Source organism: Pedobacter rhodius (assembly GCF_027213645.1).
GTDB lineage: Bacteria > Bacteroidota > Bacteroidia > Sphingobacteriales > Sphingobacteriaceae > Pedobacter > Pedobacter rhodius.
Genome location: NZ_JAPWGL010000002.1, coordinates 1,053,993 through 1,072,096 on the forward strand (window position 1 = coordinate 1,053,993; position 18,104 = coordinate 1,072,096).

The 18,104-nt window shown below is 37.2% G+C and carries 20 protein-coding genes and 1 pseudogene; 12 read left to right on the forward strand and 9 right to left on the reverse strand.

Going from position 1 to position 18,104, the window contains the following annotated elements; all coding sequences use genetic code 11:
- Positions 1–47 precede the first annotated feature (47 nt).
- Positions 48–551, forward strand: coding sequence for a lipocalin family protein (locus O0931_RS09855; RefSeq protein WP_269415390.1), 504 nt, complete (start codon positions 48–50; stop codon positions 549–551).
- On the opposite strand, the gene O0931_RS09860 is transcribed toward O0931_RS09855, so the two are convergent.
- The 4 genes from O0931_RS09860 to O0931_RS09875 form a co-directional block, all read right to left on the reverse strand.
- Positions 541–951: a hypothetical protein gene (locus O0931_RS09860; RefSeq protein ID WP_269415391.1), complete on the reverse strand. Its 411-nt coding sequence runs from the start codon at positions 949–951 to the stop codon at positions 541–543. The genes O0931_RS09855 and O0931_RS09860 overlap by 11 nt on opposite strands.
- Before the next feature lie 120 nt (positions 952–1,071).
- Positions 1,072–1,407, reverse strand: coding sequence for a gliding motility protein GldC (gene gldC / locus O0931_RS09865; RefSeq protein ID WP_029288764.1), 336 nt, complete (start codon positions 1,405–1,407; stop codon positions 1,072–1,074).
- A gap of 122 nt (positions 1,408–1,529) precedes the next feature.
- Complete coding sequence (locus O0931_RS09870) at positions 1,530–1,802, reverse strand: hypothetical protein (RefSeq protein ID WP_269415392.1); 273 nt, start codon at positions 1,800–1,802, stop codon at positions 1,530–1,532.
- A gap of 8 nt (positions 1,803–1,810) precedes the next feature.
- Entirely contained in the window at positions 1,811–3,157 is a 1,347-nt protein-coding gene (locus O0931_RS09875) for a DEAD/DEAH box helicase (RefSeq protein WP_269415393.1), read from the reverse strand.
- Positions 3,158–3,421: 264 nt separating this feature from the next.
- Between O0931_RS09875 and O0931_RS09880 the strand changes: the two genes are divergently transcribed.
- The 5 genes and pseudogenes from O0931_RS09880 (at position 3,422) to O0931_RS09895 (ending at position 6,289) form a co-directional block, all read left to right on the forward strand.
- Positions 3,422–4,756, forward strand: a complete 1,335-nt coding sequence (locus tag O0931_RS09880) for a dihydroorotase (protein WP_269415394.1) — start codon at positions 3,422–3,424, stop codon at positions 4,754–4,756.
- A gap of 33 nt (positions 4,757–4,789) precedes the next feature.
- Positions 4,790–4,987 (forward strand): annotated as a pseudogene (locus O0931_RS20095) (DUF2683 family protein).
- Entirely contained in the window at positions 4,978–5,127 is a 150-nt protein-coding gene (locus O0931_RS09885; protein ID WP_269415395.1) for a hypothetical protein, read from the forward strand. The pseudogene O0931_RS20095 and the gene O0931_RS09885 overlap by 10 nt, the downstream one beginning before the upstream one ends.
- Positions 5,070–5,192 (forward strand): Txe/YoeB family addiction module toxin, encoded by a 123-nt coding sequence (locus O0931_RS09890; protein WP_269415447.1) that lies wholly within the window; start codon positions 5,070–5,072, stop codon positions 5,190–5,192. The genes O0931_RS09885 and O0931_RS09890 overlap by 58 nt, the downstream gene beginning before the upstream one ends.
- Before the next feature lie 23 nt (positions 5,193–5,215).
- The gene (locus O0931_RS09895) at positions 5,216–6,289 is read left to right on the forward strand and encodes a DUF3810 domain-containing protein (RefSeq protein ID WP_269415396.1); all 1,074 of its coding nucleotides are present in this window, start codon (positions 5,216–5,218) and stop codon (positions 6,287–6,289) included.
- 47 nt (positions 6,290–6,336) lie between these two features.
- On the opposite strand, the gene O0931_RS09900 is transcribed toward O0931_RS09895, so the two are convergent.
- Positions 6,337–6,918, reverse strand: coding sequence for a MiaE family protein (locus tag O0931_RS09900; protein WP_269415448.1), 582 nt, complete (start codon positions 6,916–6,918; stop codon positions 6,337–6,339).
- Between the two features lie 71 nt (positions 6,919–6,989).
- On the opposite strand from O0931_RS09900, the gene O0931_RS09905 reads away from it, so the two are divergent.
- From O0931_RS09905 to O0931_RS09930, 6 genes are all read left to right on the forward strand, one after another.
- Complete coding sequence (locus tag O0931_RS09905; RefSeq protein ID WP_269415397.1) at positions 6,990–8,297, forward strand: glycosyltransferase; 1,308 nt, start codon at positions 6,990–6,992, stop codon at positions 8,295–8,297.
- 714 nt (positions 8,298–9,011) lie between these two features.
- Complete coding sequence (gene hscA, locus O0931_RS09910) at positions 9,012–10,868, forward strand: Fe-S protein assembly chaperone HscA (RefSeq protein ID WP_269415398.1); 1,857 nt, start codon at positions 9,012–9,014, stop codon at positions 10,866–10,868.
- Positions 10,869–11,148: 280 nt separating this feature from the next.
- A complete protein-coding gene (locus tag O0931_RS09915) occupies positions 11,149–12,180 on the forward strand; it encodes an Atu2307/SP_0267 family LLM class monooxygenase (RefSeq protein ID WP_269415399.1) in 1,032 nt (343 codons plus the stop codon).
- Positions 12,181–12,234: 54 nt separating this feature from the next.
- A complete protein-coding gene (locus O0931_RS09920; protein ID WP_269415400.1) occupies positions 12,235–13,050 on the forward strand; it encodes an AraC family transcriptional regulator in 816 nt (271 codons plus the stop codon).
- A 118-nt stretch (positions 13,051–13,168) separates the two neighbouring features.
- Positions 13,169–13,645 (forward strand): VOC family protein, encoded by a 477-nt coding sequence (locus O0931_RS09925; RefSeq protein ID WP_269415401.1) that lies wholly within the window; start codon positions 13,169–13,171, stop codon positions 13,643–13,645.
- A gap of 41 nt (positions 13,646–13,686) precedes the next feature.
- Positions 13,687–14,643 (forward strand): zinc dependent phospholipase C family protein, encoded by a 957-nt coding sequence (locus tag O0931_RS09930; protein ID WP_269415402.1) that lies wholly within the window; start codon positions 13,687–13,689, stop codon positions 14,641–14,643.
- 38 nt (positions 14,644–14,681) lie between these two features.
- Here the strand turns inward: O0931_RS09930 and O0931_RS09935 are convergent, their stop codons facing one another.
- The 4 genes from O0931_RS09935 to dnaN form a co-directional block, all read right to left on the reverse strand.
- Positions 14,682–15,362, reverse strand: coding sequence for a DedA family protein (locus O0931_RS09935; RefSeq protein ID WP_269415403.1), 681 nt, complete (start codon positions 15,360–15,362; stop codon positions 14,682–14,684).
- 73 nt (positions 15,363–15,435) lie between these two features.
- Entirely contained in the window at positions 15,436–16,122 is a 687-nt protein-coding gene (locus O0931_RS09940; RefSeq protein ID WP_269415404.1) for a DUF4397 domain-containing protein, read from the reverse strand.
- Between the two features lie 68 nt (positions 16,123–16,190).
- A complete protein-coding gene (locus O0931_RS09945; protein WP_269415405.1) occupies positions 16,191–16,868 on the reverse strand; it encodes a DUF4397 domain-containing protein in 678 nt (225 codons plus the stop codon).
- An 83-nt stretch (positions 16,869–16,951) separates the two neighbouring features.
- Complete coding sequence (dnaN, locus tag O0931_RS09950; protein WP_269415406.1) at positions 16,952–18,076, reverse strand: DNA polymerase III subunit beta; 1,125 nt, start codon at positions 18,074–18,076, stop codon at positions 16,952–16,954.
- Positions 18,077–18,104: the final 28 nt, after the last annotated feature.

Here is an 18,104-nt window from a genome sequence, read left to right on the forward strand (position 1 = left end):
CTATTTATTTAATCGTATCGTATGTAATATCAAAACCTATTGATGTTATGAAAACGATTTGCTCAGTCCTTTTAATAATTTTAAGTTACCTGCCGATGGAAAAAAATGCTCCTGTGGCGAAATTAGATTTAAAAAAATATTCGGGAACCTGGTATTCGTTGTATTCCATACCAACAATTTTCGATAAAGGCAGCAGAGAAACAACTACAAAGTATACTTTAAATAAAGAAGGTTATTATAATGTGTTAACCACGTATAAAAAGCCTAATGATGAGAAAGTGTATTCAAGAAATTCAAAAATGTTTCCATCAGATGAAGGAAACAATGGCGAATTACAAGCGCAATTTGTTTGGCCGATAAAGGTAGACTACTGGATTATCGAGCTGGCGGAAGATTATTCTTACGTGGTTGTCGGCCACCCCGACCATAAATTTTTATTCATCATGAGCCGTAATCAAACCATGCCGAAGAAAACCCATGATGAAATTGTTGCCCGTTGCAAGGCGAAAGGATATGAGGTAAACAAACTTACTGCTCAGTTTAAAGGCTAGTTTTAGCCATGATTTTTTCGCCGCGTTTAGTGCTGAAAAGCATAAAAATTACGCCAACTAAAAGCACAATCCACCCCCATTGGAAATGAACAACTCTGCCGATGAGTTTATTAGCAAAACCATATTTTGTATAATTGTTAGCTGTAAAATAAACGGCAATAACGGCCAATACGTACCAGATGGCCATCACAGAACTTATAAAACGAAATGCCCCTGCTTTCCTGATAAATAGGATTAAAACAGATAACGCGAGTAGCGCATAAGTAATCAAAAACAAACGTGCATCAGATTGATATAAGTTCCAGTTGCCTTTAATCGGCACTTTTAACATCGGACAAAACCCTGCTACAGTACATAATAAGATACCTAACCAAGCCCTGAATTTATTTAAAACTAACATTTTGATTTAAGATTTTAGATTTACGAATTACATTTAATAACATCGGTTTATCATTAACTTGTCTGGTATTTTCTTCGGGCTATGTTCAATGAACCAATTACTAATGACCAATGAACTAACCTACTGTCCCTCAACAATACCCATCTTCTCCGCGAAGTGTGCACAATAATCGCGTAAATCTTCCACAATTAAAGTTTCATTCGTAGCTTTTAAAAAGCTATCGCCCATGGTTTGCAAAGTTTCGTAGAAGAAACGTTTCATTTCATCAACAGGCATATCCTTTGTCCAAAGGTCTATTTTTAATGTATTTTTATAGTTATGGTCCCAAACCGATAAAAACATTGCTTTTGCCGGCACTTTATCAGCATTTCCGGAATCTGTACTTTCCCAAAGGATGTTATCCGGATTATTGGCCTCATCCAACTCGACTGTTAATTTTATTTCTGCTGTTTTCATGTTTAAAATTGATTACACCGATTAACTAATCAAGCAATTATCGGTTTTTCGGCTGCAAAGATGCTTAATTTTTGGTTTGATTACACAGATGAACGAATTACACATATTTTTTTACCCTTGAATTACGCTATTTTTTGGATTATCAATGTCAGTATCGCAGTAATGATAATGAAAACTGACTCTACAATCCAGATTTTTTTCAAATCCTTTAGTGTGAAACGGAAAATCAAATCGGTAATAAATGTAACCAGAATCAGGCATCCTAAAATGAGCAAATAAAAACCACTCATGTCTATATGTCGCGGTGTATTATCTTTCGGACTTAAAATATTAAAAGCCGCTAATCCTAATCCGACGGCTCCAATGATATTTAAAGGCGTAATCCTGAAGTTCATTAACTAATTTATTTTTTCTTATCGAATTTTTTACCTTTTTTAAACGATTTAATTTGTTTTCCGGCCTTTGCTTTTGCCTTTTCCCTTACCTTTTTCTCTATTGCCGCCGCATGTTTTTTCTCATGGAAAGCACCCTGAAAGTCGGGGTCTTCCTTACGTTTCTGCATGTCGATTTCTTTTGCAATATGCTGGCGCTCCTCATATGGCGTTTCATCTATATAAACACTCTCCGGAATTTCGGCCACCGGAATATACTGCCGGATTAGCTTTTCAATTTTACGTATGTAATATTTCTCGGCATCGGTAGCGAACGTAATTGCATCGCCTTTGGCGAAAGCCCGGCCTGTACGTCCAATCCGGTGCACATAATCTTCAATAATAATCGGCACATCGAAATTAATCACATGGCTTACATCACTTACATCAATCCCTCTGCTCGCCACATCGGTTGCTACCAAAACACGAATATTACCCTCCTTAAAACTATTTATCGAATTGATTCTTGTATTTTGTCCTTTATTGGCATGGATTACACGAACATTTTCAGCACCATATCTTCGTTCAATAAAACTGAAAATATTGTCGGCAACCGTTTTCGTTTTACAGAAGATAATCAGACGGTTAAAAGTCTCATCATTCTTCAGTAAATGTTGCAGTAAGTTAATTTTCGTTTTAAAATTCGGAACGTAGTATAAAGTTTGTGTAACATTCGCTGCCGGAGTAGCCTGTGCTGAGGCTTCAATTACCAGTGGATTATTCAAGAAATCCCCGGCAATTTTTTGAACCAAATCACTCATCGTTGCCGAGAATAACAGGTTTTGGCGTTTACGGGGAACGATTTCCAAAATTCTGTGAATTGAGCCTATAAAACCCATATCCATCATCTTATCCGCCTCATCCAATACTAAAAACTTCAGGCTTTGTGTATTAATATCGCCGGCTAAATATAAATCTAAAAATCTTCCTGGTGTAGCAATTAAAATATCTATCCCTTTAGCAATTTGTTCTTTCTGTGTTTTCGGACCAATTCCACCGAAAATAACCAGCGACCGTAAATCGGTATAGGTCGAAAATAATTTTACCTGTTCAGCAATTTGCATAGCCAGTTCTCGTGTTGGCGATAAAATCAAAGCCCTTGGGTTTTCCCCTTGAGCATATTTTAATTGCATTAAAATCGGCAGAACAAAAGCCGCAGTTTTCCCTGTTCCGGTCTCAGCAATACCGAAAATGTCCTGCCCGGATAACACCGGTGCAATTGCTTTTTCCTGTATCGGTGTGGCAACGGTGTAACCTGCATCGGCAACTGCATTTAAAATTTGCCTGTTTAACTTAAATTCTTCGAACGATTTTGCCATAGCGCACAAAGATAGTGATTAAGGTTGAGGGTTTGAAGGCGTAAGGTAGATGGGTTTACATCTGGCCGGAATTCTGGCTGATCGTTGACAACTTTAACAGCAATGCGGACAGAAAGTTGTCGGCACTTAAAACAATTCAGTTCCAATCACACTTGAAACTCACTACCTGATACTTTTCACTTGATACTTGATACTCATTAGTTGATACTTGATACTCACTACTTTTTACTTTATACTTTATAGTAAAATACTACCTTTGAAACCATGAATGCTTACCTGATAAAAGCCGCCACAATTGTAAACGAGGGACAGAAGATTGTTGCCGACGTATTAATTAAAGATGGATTTATAGAGAAAATCGGTCAAAATTTATCCGCACCAGATGCAATAGAAATTAATGCCGAAGGCCAATACCTTTTACCGGGAATGATCGATGACCAGGTCCATTTCCGCGAGCCAGGCTTAACACACAAGGCCGATATTTTCACCGAAAGTATGGCTGCTGTTGCCGGTGGAATCACTTCTTTCATGGAAATGCCCAACACCGTTCCGAATACTTTAACACAAGAATTACTGGCCGATAAATATGCCATTGCTGCAGAAACTTCGCTGGCCAATTATTCCTTTTACATGGGTGCCAGTAACGATAACATCGAAGAAGTTTTAAAAACCGACCCGAAAAACGTTTGCGGCATTAAGGTTTTCATGGGTTCATCAACAGGAAATATGCTGGTTGATAATGAAAAAACTTTGGAAAACATTTTTAGCAAAGCGCCAATCTTAGTTGCTACGCATTGCGAAGATGAGGCAACTATTCGCCATAATTTAGCAGAATTTAAGGCAAAATACGGCGATGATTTAACGATCGATATGCATCCGCTGATACGCAGCGCAGAGGCTTGTTATAAATCTTCTTCGTTAGCGGTTGAACTGGCAAAAAGTTATCAAACCCGCCTGCACATTTTACATATTTCAACGGCAAAAGAAATTGCTTTGTTTGATAATACCATTCCACTAAAGTATAAAAAAATCACGGCAGAAGCCTGCGTTCATCACCTTTGGTTTAATGATAAGGATTATGCAACCAAAGGAAATTTTATAAAATGGAATCCAGCGGTTAAAACGGCGGAAGACCAAAACGGCATTCTTCAGGGCGTCTTAAATGACAACATAGATGTTATTGCAACCGACCATGCGCCACATACTTTAGAGGAAAAGAACCAGCCTTACACACAAGCACCATCAGGCGGACCATTGGTTCAACATGCGTTGCCTGCTCTACTGGAAATGCATTTGCAAGGCAAAATTTCATTGGAGAAAATCGTTGAAAAAACGGCTCATAACCTGGCCATCTGTTTCGACATCGAAAAACGCGGTTTCATCCGTGAGGGATATTGGGCAGATTTAGTTCTCGTTGATTTAAAAGATGCGTGGACAGTAACCAAGCTGAATAATTTCTACAAATGTGGCTGGAGCCCTTTTGATGGTGATACTTTCCAGGCCAGTGTTACACACACTTTTGTATCGGGAAATCTGGCTTATCAAAAAGGCAAATTCACAACTGACCAGATTGGCAGGCGACTAACTTTTGCTAGATAGTTTTGTTATATTTGTTTAATACGCAATATCAAAATGGAAACTTTAATTGCACATCCGAAAAACGAAGAACAAGCCACCGCTCTAAAAGCGGTTATGAAAGCTTTGAAAATTGATTTTGAGACTGAATAAAGCCCTTATAACCCAGAGTTTGTAAAGGATATTTTGCTAGCACGAGAAGACATCAAAAACGGTAAGGGTGTAAAAATTGCGGTTGAAGATTTATGGAAATAATATATGATCAAAAGGCTGTTGAGCATTTAAAATACTGGAAAAAATCAGGCAACGAAGCCAGCCAGAAATTCCTTTTGAGGGTATCGGAAAACCTGAACCACTCAAATATGAGTTATCCGGTTCCTGGTCTCACAGAATAAATGATGAGCACCGAATTGTTTACGAAATCCATGATGATGGCATCATTATTATCTTGGAAATTTAATCTTTAAAAGGCCACTATTAGTAGTGTTTAAGCATTCGGTATATAAAAAACTTTTGGTTTTAATCAGTTTAACAATTCTGATTTTCCTTTTCGGCCTGTTCCCTGCCCTTGTCCAAAAATATTATTCAACAGGCATTTATCCTTATATTTCGTCTTCACTAAGGTTTATATCCTCCATTTTTCCCTTCGCAATTGGCGATATTGTTTATGCTTTACTAATCGGTTTTGTTTTTTATAAAATCATCAGATTTTTCAAAAGAAGAAAAACTTTCAAGAAAGCGGATAGAATTATCGTTCCGCTGCAAGTTTTAAATTTCTTTTTGATTTTATACATCATATTTAAAATTGTTTGGGGTTTAAATTATAGCCGGCCAAGTGTGAGTGCGGAATTAGGCATTGGAAACGAAAAATATAGCGTAAAAGAATTGGTCCTACTGGGCGATTACTTCGTACAAAAAACTAATAATTTAAAAATCGAACAAACCAAAATCCCGGCTTACTCCGTTAACGATTTAGAAATCAATTCAGCGAAAGCCTACGATTTAATGGAAAAAAGAAATTCGTTATTTCGTTACGCAAACCCTTGCTTAAAAGCGGTTTTAAATTCGTGGATAATTAGCAAAGTTGGCATTGAGGGTTACTATGCGCCCTTAACAGGCGAGGCAAATATGAATATGAATCTCCCCGATTTTGTGAAGCCTTATGTTTCCTGCCATGAAATTGCACATCAGTTAGGCATTTCTTATGAAGACGAGGCCAACCTTTTAGGCTACTTAACTGCGAGCAACAGTCCTGATATAAATTATCAATATTCTGCCAATTACGAAATGCTGAGGTATATTTTGTTCGAAATCAGAATGAAATCGCCTGATGATTATAAAAGACTTCACGATAAACTATCAGCCGGCGTACTCGCCGATTTTAAAACTGAAAAGGAATTCTGGCGCAAATATAACGGCGAAATGTTCGGCTATATGGACGCCGCTTTCGATAGTTTCTTAAAACTCAACAACCAGAAAAAAGGAATCGACAGCTATCAGGATATTGTGATTTGGCTGTGGAATATCCATAAAAATGGGTTAAAAGTTAAAGTTTAAAAGTTACGGGTTTTGACGCCCAAAACCTTTAACCCGTAACCTGCAACTTACCCATGTATGGCCTCTTTCGTTCCGAAACTTTGGATTAACTCCCCTTCAAATTCTAACCATGCCGCCCAGCGTTTTTCTACATCAACATCAGTACTGTATTTACGGGCGAAGTTCAGGAAAGTAGTGTAATGACCAGCTTCTGAAACCATCAATTCATGGTAAAATTTAGCCAATTCCTCATCCTTGATACTTAAAGAAAGTACCCGAAAACGTTCACAGCTTCTGGCTTCAATCATTGCAGCAAACAAAAGCCGGTCGATAAAAGCCTGGTTACGGCTACCATCTTTTTTACTAAACTTTACCAGCCGACCAACGTAATCATCCTTACGCTCACGACTCAACGTGTAGCCACGTTTTTTGATGATGTCAATAACCATTTGGAAATGCTGCATTTCTTCTATTGCGATGGCCGTTAATTCATCAACTAAATCCTGGTGTTCAGAATTTTGAGTGATTAAAGTAATCGCATTAGATGCCGCTTTTTGTTCGCACCAGGCATGATCAGATAAAATTTCTTCTAAATTCGATTCCGCAATATTCGCCCAACGTGGGTCTGTCAATAATTTTAATCCTAACATGTGGTGGTGTAATTGAGCTGCAAAATTAAGAATATTTAACATACGTTTAATACCTCCCGCAGATTTAGAACATGAGCGCAGATTTTGATTTAATCAGCGAAAATCACATTTATCTGCGGGAGCCAAAAAAAAGCACTTATTTTGCAGTGAAACATATGAACGCAAAAAAAATATTGATTATTGGATTGGTCTGGCCTGAACCTGCTTCATCGGCAGCTGGAACACGGATGATTCAACTGGTCGATTTATTTTTGCGCAAGGGTTACGAAGTTACTTTTGCATCGGCAGCATCAAAAAGCGATTTTAGCTATGATTTTTCTTCGAGCCGCGTTATAGAGCAGGAAATAAAACTCAACGACGAAAGTTTCAATTCATTTTTAAAAAACTTAATGCCGGAAATTGTACTATTCGACCGCTTTATGGTTGAGGAACAATATGGCTGGCGCGTGCAGCAGGAATGTCCTGCTGCGCTCAGGATTTTAGACACGGAAGATTTACATTGCCTGCGAAGTGCCCGTCAGCAGAGCGACAAAAAGCAAACCGAGATTGATTTGTTTTCTGATACCGCAAAGCGGGAAATCGCTTCTATTCTGCGTTGCGATTTATCTTTAATCATTTCGGAAGTAGAAATGAAAATATTAACAGAGGCTTTTAAAATTGATTCCTCGCTGCTCTACTATTTGCCCTTTCTGGAAAATGAAATCACCGAAGAAACGATAAAAAAATGGATTCCTATTGAAGAACGAGCTGATTTTGTTTTTATTGGCAACTTCTTACATGAACCAAATTGGAATACTGTTCAGGTTTTAAAGACTAAAATTTGGCCAGCATTAAGGAAGAAATTGCCTGGTGTCAATATGAATATTTATGGCGCTTACCCCTCACAGAAAGTGCTGCAATTGGAGAATAAAAACGAAAGATTTTTTATTCGGGGAAGAGCGGCCGATGCGCAGCAAACAATTTCAAAGCACAGGATTTTGCTTGCCCCTATTCAGTTTGGCGCCGGCGTAAAGGGGAAATTTATTGACGCTATGCAGGCCGGAACACCATCTGTAACAACATCTATCGGTGCCGAAGCGATGAAAGGCGCTTTAGACTGGAATGGATTTATTGAAGACGACCTGGAAGTTTTCATTGAAAAAGCAGTTGTCTTATATGAAGATAAAACGAGCTGGCTTTCTGCTCAGCACAATGGTGTTCGAATTATTAATGAACGATATGCTGCCATGAAATTTGCTGATGACTTCATTTCTTTGGTTAAAAAAATAAATTTATCGGTGCATCGCCAGCATAATTTTATAGGGCAGATTCTAAATCATCATACAGTGCAAAGCACAAAGTATATGTCGTTGTGGATTGAGGAGAAGAATAGGAAGTAGTTTTGTCTTAGCCAGACAGGCTTTTTTCTTTTTCTTGATAAAAAGAAACAAGACCGAGCATTTCTGCGAGTTCATGAACACAAATAAAAACAATAAATACTAATGAATAAATCAAGGCTTGCGAATATTTGTTGCAAATACTCAACAAATTTTTATCCGTAATCCTAAGCCGTGTGAATGATTGTGCGATATTCAAGGTAGTGCTTCACTCGTAGGATTTCTTACTTCAGTGGAAAAAAGAAGTGGTGTTACTCCAAAATTTATTAGTTTTTGCTGCCAAATCTTCTGATGCCGAATGCGTACTTAGCAAGTTTTTATCAATCATTAATGTTAGTACCCCACTCAACAAAAAATAGCACTGCCAAGCTCCCCTCCTTGAAATAAGGAGGGGTCGGGGGTGGTTTATTTCCCAAAAAGCATCTTCTCTTTGTTTATAAACCTGATTGACGGGAAAAGCCCAAACTTTTTCGGTTTGGCTTGTACCAAAAGCAGGACTACAGCTACCGAAGATTTACCGAACCGCTCATTTCCAAACAGGATTTAAGGATTTTCAGGATAAGACAGGATTTAAACCAGGATTCTGGGATTATAAGATTAACCAGGATTTTTAACGTATCGCCTTCAAACTTTGAGACTTCGGACTTTGAGACTTTCTTTACAACATTAAAACATTTCAACCCGAAAACATTGCAACAATCTCCGTAAATTCGCCGCATGGCAAAAATATCAATTAACCTTGCTACAGGTTCGTTTCAAAAGGAAGAAATTATAGTCGGAATCGATTTAGGCACCACCAATAGTTTGGTGGCGTTTATCAATCCTGAAAAAAATCCGCAGGTAATAAACGATTCTGGAAAAGGAATATTGGTACCATCAATCGTACATTTCAATCATCAGAACGAAGCTGTTGTAGGTAACGAGGCGAAAGAATTCTTAACGACCGACCCGGCAAATACAATTTTCTCCGTAAAAAGATTATTAGGTCGTTCTTACAAAGATGTAGCCGATCATGCAGCTATTTTCTCTTACAAAATTATTGATGATGATACTGATGCGTTGGTAAAAATTCAGGCTGGCGACCGTTTTTATACACCTATTGAATTATCTGCCGAAATTTTAAAAGAACTAAAAGCCAGAGCTGAACATGCTTTAAAAACACCTGTTAACAGGGCTGTGATTACCGTTCCGGCCTATTTTAACGACAGTCAGCGCCAGGCAACACGTGATGCAGGAAAACTTGCCGGACTGGATGTAATGCGTATTGTAAATGAACCTACCGCAGCGAGCTTGGCTTATGGAATCGGTTTAGATCCAAGCGAGCAAAAAACCATTGCCGTTTACGATTTAGGCGGCGGAACCTTTGATGTTTCCATTCTTCAGATTCAAAATGGAATTTTCGAAGTTTTGGCTACAAACGGAAATACTTATTTAGGCGGCGACGACTTCGATCGTGCTATTTTAAATTACTGGATTGAAAAAAATAACCTGGATTTAACTGTTGTTGCGGAGGATAATATCCTGATGCAAACGCTGCGCTTACAGGCCGAAGCGGCTAAAAAAGCCCTATCTACCCAAAATCTATACAACGAGCAAGTTGGCGAAATCTGGTGTACTTTAGATAAGCAGACTTTCGAGCAATTGATTGCTGCAAAAGTTGAGGAAACCATTACTGCCTGTAAAAATGCCTTAAAAGATGCCGATTTAACCACGGCTGAAATTGATGAAGTGATTTTAGTGGGCGGTTCTACCCGTACGCCCTTTGTAAAGCAGGCTGTAGAAAATTTCTTCGGTAAAAAACCCCAGGATAATATTAATCCAGATGAGGTTGTAGCCCTTGGTGCTGCGATTCAGGCAGATGTTTTAGCGGGAAACCGTTCAGATATTTTGCTGCTTGATGTTACGCCCCTTTCGCTGGGTATCGAAACCATGGGTGGTTTAATGGATGTCATTATTGCCCGGAACAGTAAAGTTCCAACTAAAGCCGGTCGCCAATATACCACATCTATCGATGGACAGGTGAACATGAAAATTTCAGTTTATCAGGGCGAACGTGATTTGGTAAAAGAGAACCGTAAACTAGCCGAGTTTGATTTAAAGGGAATTCCGGCTATGCCTGCGGGCTTGCCAAAAGTAGATATCAATTTCTTGCTTAATGCAGATGGAATTTTAACGGTTCAGGCCATCGAACTACGTTCGGGCGTGAAACAGGAAATCGAAATTACACCGAGCTATGGTTTAAGCGATGACACGGTAGAGAAAATGCTGTTAGATAGCATTGAACATGCTAAAAGTGATGTGGAACAACGCATGTTAATTGAGGCTCGCAGCGAGGGCGAACAGTTGCTTTACACCGCAGAGCGTTTCATCGAAAAACATGCTGAACATTTAACTGAGAAAGAAATTTCGGAAACCAAAGTTCATATCGAGTCACTGAAAACAGCATTATCTTCTCAGGAAAAAGATACAATTCTTAAAAAAGCCGATGAGCTGAATGAGTTTACACGTCCGTTTGCAGAACGTGTAATGGATGCAGCGATTTCTACTGCAATGAAAGGGAAGAAGATAGAGTAAGTCGGGGGTTAAAAGTCAGAAGTCCGGTGATTTGACGTTTCAACTCTGTTGCAAGATGTGAATCAATTTTATAGCTATAGAAATGAATAAACTTAAAGCATTAAGATTGCTTCGTGCCTTGCGATGACCAGCGTTAAACGAATTACATAAAATCATGTCACTTGAGATTATTAACTTTATTCTCATTGAGCTCTTGTACTCTTTTGTTAAAATTTTTCTTACCATACATCAAAACTCCTCCGTCCCTGACCTGTTAACTTTGTTAAATAATTTATCAGTTATGGAATTAGGTATCGGTATGTTCGGCGATTTGCAGATTAATGCAAAAGGAGAAATTCAGCCCGCTCAGCAAAGACTTCAGGAAATTATAGAAGAAATTAAATTAATGGATGAAGTAGGATTAGATTTCTACGGAATTGGTGAGCACCATCGTCCGGATTATGCCGTTTCGAGTCCTGAAATTATTTTGGCAGCCGCAGCAACTGTTACTAAAAACATTAAATTAAGCAGTGCAGTATCAGTTTTAAGTTCATCAGACCCTGTAAAACTGTATCAAAATTTTGCAACGATAGATTTAATCTCCAATGGCAGAGCCGAATTAATGGCTGGTCGCGGGAGTTTCATCGAATCCTTTCCTTTATTTGGGTACAATCTTCAGGATTACGATGAACTTTACGAAGAAAAATTAGAGCTGCTCTTAAAAATAAATAAAGAACCAAAAATAACCTGGAAAGGAAGATTCCGCCCTGAATTGGTTAATCAGGAGGTTTTGCCTCGTGCAGTTAACGGTAATTTAAAAATCTGGGTAGCTGTTGGCGGAACACCAGAATCGGTAGAACGTGCCGGAAGATTGGGTTTACCTGTGATGTTTGCCATCATCGGTGGACAACCTATACAATTTAAACCCCTTTTCGACTACTATAAAAAAGTTTATCAGGCTTATGGTCATGATATGAATAAATTCGAAGTTGGCGTTCACATGCACTCATTATTTGGCGAAAACAGCCAGGAAGTTTCTGATTATTATTTCCCGTTATACTCGGCACAAATGAATAGAATTGGCAAAAGTCGTGGTTGGGCACCGTTCCAAAGAAACCAGTTTGAAGCTGGAAGAAACAGTAAAGGTGCACTTATCATCGGAGATGCAAACGAATCTGTTGATAAAATTCTGGCAATGGAAGAAACCTTTGGTTTAACCCGTTTCTCGGCACACATGGACGTTGGTGGACCATCGCACGCAGCTATGATGAAATCGATAGAAATTTTCGGGACTCAGATTGCGCCAAAAGTTAGAGCAGCTTTAAAAGAATAGTATATGTTTCATTAATTTTAGTAATTATTTGATTATTTTTTCATAAGAACCAGTTTGAAAAACCTTATTGACATTCGTAATCTTTACACACCAATCCAGCCTACTGTAAGTCAATCGGCTAAATCGGTTAGTTATGCAGAGCGTTTGCCCGACATTCAATTACAACCTTACATTTATTGTTACTGGGAACTAAAAACCAATCATAAACTAAATGAACCATTTAATTATAAGGTTGTTGCCGATGGATGCATAGATATTTTCTTCGATTTAAATCAACCGGAAGAAAGCTTTGTGATGGGTTTTTGCAAAAAATATACCGAATTCGAGCTGGAAGACAGATTTCATTATGTTGGCATCAGGTTTTTACCGACAATGTTTCCTGCACTATTTAAAATCAATGCCATTGATTTGAGCAACCGTTCGCAAAACCTGGATGCAGTGGTACCCCAGATTGCCAAATTCATTTATAATAATTTTTCTGCCCATCAAACTGAATATCAGGTAAAATTACGATTAGATAAATACTTCTTAAATCATATTAAAGAAATTAATTTAGAATACGATAACCGGCTTTACCATGCCATAGACATTATTTTGAAAAATTTTGGTGTACTTAATATTGAAAAAGATTTAGATGTTGGTTTAAGTACCAGGCAACTCCGCAGATTATTCGAATTTTACATCGGCGATACTCAAAAAACTTTCAGCCAGGTAGTTAGATTTCAAAATATCCTTAAAGCGAAACCATCTTCGCAGAGTTTAAAACAAAACAAGCTTTTTTTAGATAACGGCTACTATGATCAGGCACATTTTATCAAAAATTTTAAAAACCTTTATGGTGTAACACCAAACAAAGCTTTTGGAAGATAATTTTGTCCGATTTTTACAATCCTAATGTGCTGCTTTTATTCAACTTTGGATAACAAGACGGCATTAAAGCTTCGGTAAAATCAGGAATGCTTTAGCCCATTTAAATTATTTAATAAAGATGAAAAAGCAGATTTTAAGTTTATCAATTATATTGCTTTTTGCAGGCAATGTACTTTCACAAAATAAGTTAAATCCTAAAAAAAATTACATCATGAAATTAAATGCCGGTATAATAACATCCAAAATCGCGGAAAGCAAAGTCTTTTATACAAGTTTGTTAAATTTTGGAGTAACATTTGAAAACGAGTTTTACCTTCTGTTGCATACACCAGATAAAAGTTCTGAAATTAGTTTTCTGTTACCAAACCATCCGACTCAGCAGCCGTTTTTTCACAAACCTTTTAAAGGCGAAGGCATGTATTTAACCTTAGAAGTTGATGATGTGGACAAGATTTATAAAATCATGAAAAAGAAAAAGGTGGAGATTAAGATCGATATAAGAAATGAACCATGGGGAGACAGGCATTTTGCAATTGAAGATCCAAATGGCGTAGGCATCGATATTGTAACTTATGCACCAGTAGAAGAAAAATAACCTACATGCAAAAAATTAAAGCATTTTAGCTATCTTTCAATATGAAAAGATTAACGATTATAATTGCGTTAATCATCCCGCTTTTTCTTTGTACCGCCTGGGGTTTCTTTGCCCACCGGAGAATAAACAACCTGGCTACTTTCACCTTGCCTACAGGCATGATTGGCTTCTACAAAAAGAATATAAAATACATCACCGAACATGCTGTTGACCCGGATAAGCGCCGGTATGCAGATACTTTAGAAGCACCAAGACATTATCTGGATGTAGAAAACTATGAAAAAGATATCGACAGTATTCCTGAAAAATGGAAAGATGCCTTAGCTAAATATGGGCAAAAGCATTTAAACAAGAACGGTATTATTCCCTGGCAAATTCAGCGTACGTATTTTAGTCTGGTAAAGGCTTTTAAAACCAGGGATTCCATTAGAATTTTGAAATACTCTGCAGATTTGGGACACTATATAGGTGATGCACACGTGCCTTTGCATACCACCTCAAACCATAACGGACAATTAACAAATCAGGTTGGTATCCACGCCTTTTGGGAAAGCAGATTACCAGAACTCTTTTCTGCCAATTACAATTTTGTTGTAGGCAAGGCTATTTACATCGAAAACCCACTGAAAGAAGCCTGGAAAACACTTAAGCATACCCATAGCTTGGTTGATACCGTTTTTATATTTGAGGCGCAACTGGCAGCTTCTTTCCCTTCTGATAAGAAATATAGTTTTAGTGAAAGGAATCACGCTATCTTAAAACAATACTCCATCGCTTATTCAAAAGCTTATCACGATAAAATGAATAATATGGTGGAAAAACAAATGCGCTCCGCTATTTTAGAAATTGGTTCATTTTGGTATTCAGCCTGGGTAGATGCAGGCCAGCCTGAACTAAAAAACCTTATTAAAATAGATTTAGAGCCTGAAGAAAAGAAAATGGAAAATGATGCGGAAAAGAAGTATCAAAAAGGACTACCGATTGGAAGAGAATTGTAATAAAAAAGGCGAGAATAAATCTCGCCTTAATATGCTTTCTATTTAGAATCATCGCCCTCAATAATCTCTTCAATTTTTTTTGGTTGCATTCTACTTTTAATAGCCGCCCATATTGCCGGAACAAATGTTACAATTGCGATGGTTAGAATAACAATTTCAAAATTATTTTTGATAATAGGAATTTGCCCCAGCAGATAACCACCCAGTAATAAAGCAACAATCCAGGCCACCCCGCCAATAATGTTGTAGTAAGTAAAACGGCCAAAAGGCATTTTTGCAATACCCGCTACGAACGGTGCAATTGTTCTGAAAATCGGCAAAAATCTACTTAGCATGATGGCTTTACCGCCATGTTTCTCAAAAAAATCATGCGATTGATGGTAATATTTAAGTTTTAATATTTTATTTTCTTCTTTGAAAACGCCGGAGCCTAAAACTGTCCCTAACTTATAATTTAAGCTATTTCCTGCAATAGCGGCCACAATTAAAATTAAAAGCATCAACCAGATGTTTAAACCGGTATTGCCTCCTGCTATTAATGCGCCCGCGGCAAAAAGCAACGAATCGCCCGGCAAAAATGGTGTAACTACAAAACCTGTTTCAGCAAAAATGATTAAGAACAATATAAGGTAGGTCCAAGTTTGGTAATCGCGAATGATTTCTGCTAAATGAACATCTATGTGGGCAATAAAATCCCAAAGCTGTTGTAGTAATTCCATTTATATGATTTTGGGCAAAAATAGGAATATCAAATTGATTAGAAGACTATTCTGAATTTATTAATGAAATTAGTTAATTGTTGGCTATCAATCGCTCCTTAAGCTTTCCCTTGCTAGCACCTTTATTAACACCATCAATTATAATGGTGTATGTTTTACCTTTAAAAAAGTTGGTGTAAGAAATGGTATCGATAACCTGAGCGGAATCAATAAGATTGAAATAGAGCCTGGAATTTTTTCCGGTAGGTATTTTAATATAACCTGAGTTTTCGCCGTTTCCCAAAGTAATGTTTACTGGATTTGACGTTTCATTTCTGATGCTTACTCTTGAACCAAGCGTATAGCCAAGGTTAATAAAAAAAAGCCTTGCATTTGCTGTATCAGGTGTTAAATCATCTTCCATAACATTAAGCACAGAGTCCATTGCAGATTTTTTCAGGTAATAAACAGAATAGTTTCTCCCAACCTTTAAAGAATATTTTACAGAACTGCTTACCGACTGGGTAGTTGTGTTTTTAGCAAAAATATTGTATTCTTTATCGCCTGCTGCAACCACGTAATCGCTGTTCGCACTATAGGATATGCCTGTTGCTGATTTGACTTCATTTAGATAGAAATCCTGAGGTTTCTCATCTATTGTGTTTACAAACCTTACTTTGGTATCAAAGTCTAGATTATTGGTTTTAACGCATGATAGAATTAAACAAACAGCTACTAATAAAACGGACATTTTGAGCAGCAGAATTGGTTTAATTTTCATACGGAATTATAATAGGTATCAACAAAGATAGCCTTTGTATTTTAAATGATTAACGAAAATCTTAATATCTAATTATCTACAATTAAGTGTGCTTGTAAAGTTGCTGATGTTAATCCGCTAAACCAGATTGAATATATTTTTCCGGGTAATAACTCACTTGCCAATATGGTTTTTATATTGCCTGAACCAACAACATTGTATTTTAAATCGGCCCCGGCTTCCAAAGTAAAATAATTAGAAGCCTCTTTAAAAAGTAAAGCATTTACAAATGGAGAACCTGTTTGTATGCTTACATTAATGCCTGTATTAAAATATGGTGTTAAGTTTATAAACCTTATTTTAGGATTAGCCATGTCTGATACACTTAAATTATCTTCGTAATTTACGATTTCCCTGTTTCCATTTCTGTCTGAAACCAAAAATGTACTATAAGTGAGCGCTGGAGTAAAATTCAAATTTGTATCGGTATTTAAGCTATTTGTACCTGTAAAAGTCAGGTTTCTGGTACCTGAAGGAATCTTTACGTATTCACTTGTTTCTCCAAAGGCTAATGCCATGCTGGTTAATTTCTCATTATCAACATAAACATCTTGCTTAATATCAGTTTGTATGGCATTAATTACCTTAATTTTAGCCTGTCCTTTAACGACCACATCGGGATCGTTTTTTTTACAGGATAAGAAACCAACAGAAAAAGTTAACAATAATATATAAAATTTTAAGACAGCAGTTGTAGAGGTTTTCATAGATAGTTGTATTTGGCGTAAAACAAAAATGGCTCGGTCAAAAACCAAGCCATTTTTTATAAACAAACTAAAAAACCAGTAGATTAATAACTGTTATTTAGCATTACAGGCATAACCAACATTAAAACATCTTCATTCTCATCATTAGTTTGAGGAATTAAAAGCCCAGCTCTGTTTGGCGTAGAAAGTTCTAAAGTTATTTCATCACCACTTAAATTACTTAGCATTTCGATTAAAAAACGTGCATTAAAGCCAATTTCCAGGTCTTCGCCATCATATTGGCAGCTCAAACGCTCATGTGCTTCGTTTGCAAAATCTAAATCTTCTGATGAAATATTCAATTCGCTGCCGTTAATTTTTAACCGAACCTGATGTGTCGTTTTATTGGCAAAAATGACCACCCGGCGTAGTGTATTTAAGAATAAACCTCTGTCAATTACCAGTTTGTTTGGGTTATTTTGAGGAATTACTGCTTCATAATCAGGATAGCGTTCGTCTATTAAACGACACACTAAATTTATGTTTTCAAATTTGAAGAAGGCACTGGTTGCGTTATAATCAACGGAAACATTAATATCATTCGATGGCAGCGCAGCCTTTAAAAGTGTTAAAGCTTTTTTAGGTAAAATAAAAGAAGTTGCTTTATCGGCTTTGCTATCCATACGGCGGTAACGAACCAATTTGTGCGCATCAGTGGCAACGAAAGTGATGTGCTGAGGCGATAGCTGACAAAAAACACCTGTCATTGCCGGGCGTAGTTCATCATTACTAACAGCAAAAATTGTTTTTGTAATGGCTTCTGTTAAAACTGAAGCCGGAAGATTTACAGATGAAGCATTTTCTACAACAGGGATTTTAGGAAAATCATCACCGTTTTCGCCACTTAATTTATATTTACCATCACCGGCGCTAATTTCTATTGCGAAAGTTGTATCATCAATGTTAAAGGCAATTGGCTGGTCTGGTAAAGTTTTAAGCGTATCTAATAAAATTTTTGATGGAACGGCTACTTTACCCTCTTCTTTCGATTCTACAGCAAGCGCCGTAGTCATGCTGGTTTGCAAGTCTGTAGCAGAGATGGTTAAATTACCATCTTTAATTTCGAAAAGAAAATTTTCTAATATAGGTAAAACGGTACTGCTGCTGGATGCACCATTTACCGTTTGCAGGTGTTTTAATAAAGTTGATGTGGATACAATAAATCTCATGATATCATTTAGTCTTCTTCAAAAATAT